The following is a 2,637-nucleotide window of genomic DNA, read 5'->3' on the forward strand; positions in this document are numbered from 1 at the left end:
ATCGACTAGAACCCATCAGTGCAAGTGTGGATGTGTTTTGGATAGGGATGAAAACGCCGCAATCAACATCCTTAAAAGGGGACTAAGTACGGTAGGGCATACCGGAACCTTTGGGCTAGATCCAATAAACGCTTGGGGAGAGAATACCTCTACTTTTTCAGAAGCAATTCTGTCTTTCGCAAGTAATCTCTGTGAACCAAGAATCCCCGTCTCTTTAGAGCGGGGAGTGTCAAGGCAGTCAACCCCTCAGAGAATTAACCATCGGCAACGTAGGGATTAACCATTTTAGCGGGGTCAACAATGCGCTCAAAATCCTCTTCCTTGATGTATCCTAGTTGCAAGGCTGCCACTTTCAGGGTTAAATCCTTTTCTAGGGCATAATGAGCGACGTAGGCAGCCTTTTGGTAGCCAATCACGGGACTTAAGGCAGTCACCAGCATCAAGGATTGATTTAAAAAAGTCTCAATTTGTTTTTCATTAGCAGTCATCCCCTGAACCAAAAATTGACAGAAATTACCGCAACCATCAGTGAGCAAACGGATAGACTGCATGAGATTATGAATCAACAGAGGTTTATAGACATTCATCTCCAGATGTCCCCCAGCACCTCCCATCGTCACCGCTAAATCATTAGCCATCACCTGCACTGCTATCATCGATAAAGCTTCGCATTGGGTGGGATTAACTTTTCCCGGCATAATTGAAGAACCCGGTTCATTTTCCGGCAGCTGTAATTCTCCTAATCCACAACGGGGACCACAGCTAAGTAAACGGATATCATTAGCAATTTTATAGAGGGAACTAGCGATAGTTTTCAGTCCCCCGCTCAAAAAAACCAGAGCATCGTGGGAACCTTGCACGGTAAACTTATTAGGAGCGGTAATAAAGGGTAATTTGGTCAGATTAGCGATTTCGGCAGCCACATCTTCAGCAAAACCGAGAGGAGCATTAATTCCCGTACCCACTGCTGTTCCTCCCAAGGATAAACGATACACTTTTTCTAGACATTTTTCTAGCCAATCGCTGCCATCATCTAATAAACCCACATAACCGGAGAATTCTTGTCCGAGGGTTAAGGGGGTGGCATCCTGTAGGTGAGTGCGGCCAATTTTAACTATATTTGCCCATAATTGCGCCTTTTCATCGAGACTATTCCGTAATAGTTGCAGACTGGGAATTAATTTTTCCTTGACTGCCAAGGTAACGGCAATATACATGGCCGAGGGAAAGGAATCATTAGTCGATTGGGACATATTAACATGATCGTTGGGGTCAACGGGGGTTTTGCTACCCAGAGGATTCCCCGTCAGTTGACTGCAACGATTGGAGATGACTTCGTTGATGTTCATGTTAAATTGGGTGCCACTTCCCGTCATCCAAACGTAGAGGGGAAAGTTATCCGCGTGTTGTCCGGCTAAAATTTCATCGCAGACTTGACAGATAAGGTTTTTTCTCTCCTGACTGAGACGATTCTTTTGCTGATTGACAATTGCACAGGCTTTTTTGAGAATGGCATAGGACCCGATCATCTCCCGGGGCATGAGATTATCACCGATACTAAAGTATTGTAGGGATCTTTGGGTCTGCGCTCCCCAAAGTTTATCGGCAGGTACGGGAATTTCTCCCATGCTGTCTTTCTCGATGCGAAATTCTGTCATCTTTAAGTTACTTCTGCATCTGGCCCGAAAAGAGAGGGTCTCCAGGACGACACGGATTCCCATTATAAAAATAATTATAAGTCAAGTCTAGCTAGTTTGTCAAGCCTTATTGAGGATTTTTTCCGATGTTAGGGACCAAAAAGAGCGCAGTTGATCGAGTCGGTTTGATGGGAGCAAATTTATTTCCATGATTATCGGTAACGTCAATGCTAATCGTGAGGCAATTATTCAGCGATCGCTGATCTGGACAATAATTGCTTGCTACCGTTGGACGTTGTGAAAACTTTCTCAATTGCTGAGGAGCGATCGCCTAATGCTGGATTAACTTATTCCCTGGGATCAAGTTACAGCTTTGTAAAAGATTGGTTACAGACTGAGCCAAGAGAGAAAACTAGGGGTAAATTGACAGTAATGTTGCCGATCACCCCTAAAAAACGACAACAATTAGTGCTGTTTACAGTACGCTAATCTGGCTAACACGCTTTTGGGCGTGATATACGGAAAACTTCTCGCGATCACTCCACTTGAGCGTAATATACGGAAAGATTCTTTTAAAAATGCGTATTTAGCATAGTATAAGGAAAGTTTCCGTATATTATATAGTTATACGGTCGAAAAATGAGGGGTGCATTACGTTAGATCTCAGCTTGAACAAATGACTACAATCCATAATGGAGAAATGAAATGTCTGAGAGGAAAATTAACCTTGGTAAACTTGAAGGAGTTCCAGAAGTTCGTATCCATCATTGGCACACTGAACATCGGCACACTTGGCATGTAGCATATGCCATTGTTAATGCAGATATAAGTGATGATGCTTGGAACTCTGTTCAAAATTGGGCGTTGTCAGACAGAAAGATGAATCAAGCAGAAACGCAGGGAATAGGAACATCCTTAAACTTGAGGTAATGAATAAGAAGCCGAATTGAGTGCTCTAACATTTCGACAGATTTTGAATAGCAGAGAGTCTTACGATGAA

1 protein-coding gene and 1 pseudogene are annotated in these 2,637 nt (G+C 43.2%); one reads left to right on the plus strand and one right to left on the minus strand.

Annotated elements, in window-relative coordinates; translation table 11 throughout:
- Positions 1 to 218: pseudogene (locus IM322_RS17355) on the plus strand (RNA-guided endonuclease TnpB family protein); the annotation flags it as partial.
- Between the two features lie 36 nt (positions 219 to 254).
- On the opposite strand, the gene fumC reads toward IM322_RS17355, so the two are convergent.
- Positions 255 to 1,658 (minus strand): class II fumarate hydratase, encoded by a 1,404-nt coding sequence (gene fumC / locus IM322_RS17360; RefSeq protein WP_287675199.1) that lies wholly within the window; start codon positions 1,656 to 1,658, stop codon positions 255 to 257.
- Between the last annotated feature and the right edge of the window lie 979 nt (positions 1,659 to 2,637).

This window comes from Microcystis sp. M109S1, assembly GCF_020247025.1.
In the GTDB taxonomy this organism is placed as follows: domain Bacteria; phylum Cyanobacteriota; class Cyanobacteriia; order Cyanobacteriales; family Microcystaceae; genus Microcystis.

Bases quoted from the DNA above. Each gene is read 5' to 3' on its own strand.
- fumC (WP_287675199.1), bottom strand. From the start codon at position 1,658: ATGACAGAATTTCGCATCGAGAAAGACAGCATGGGAGAAATTCCCGTA.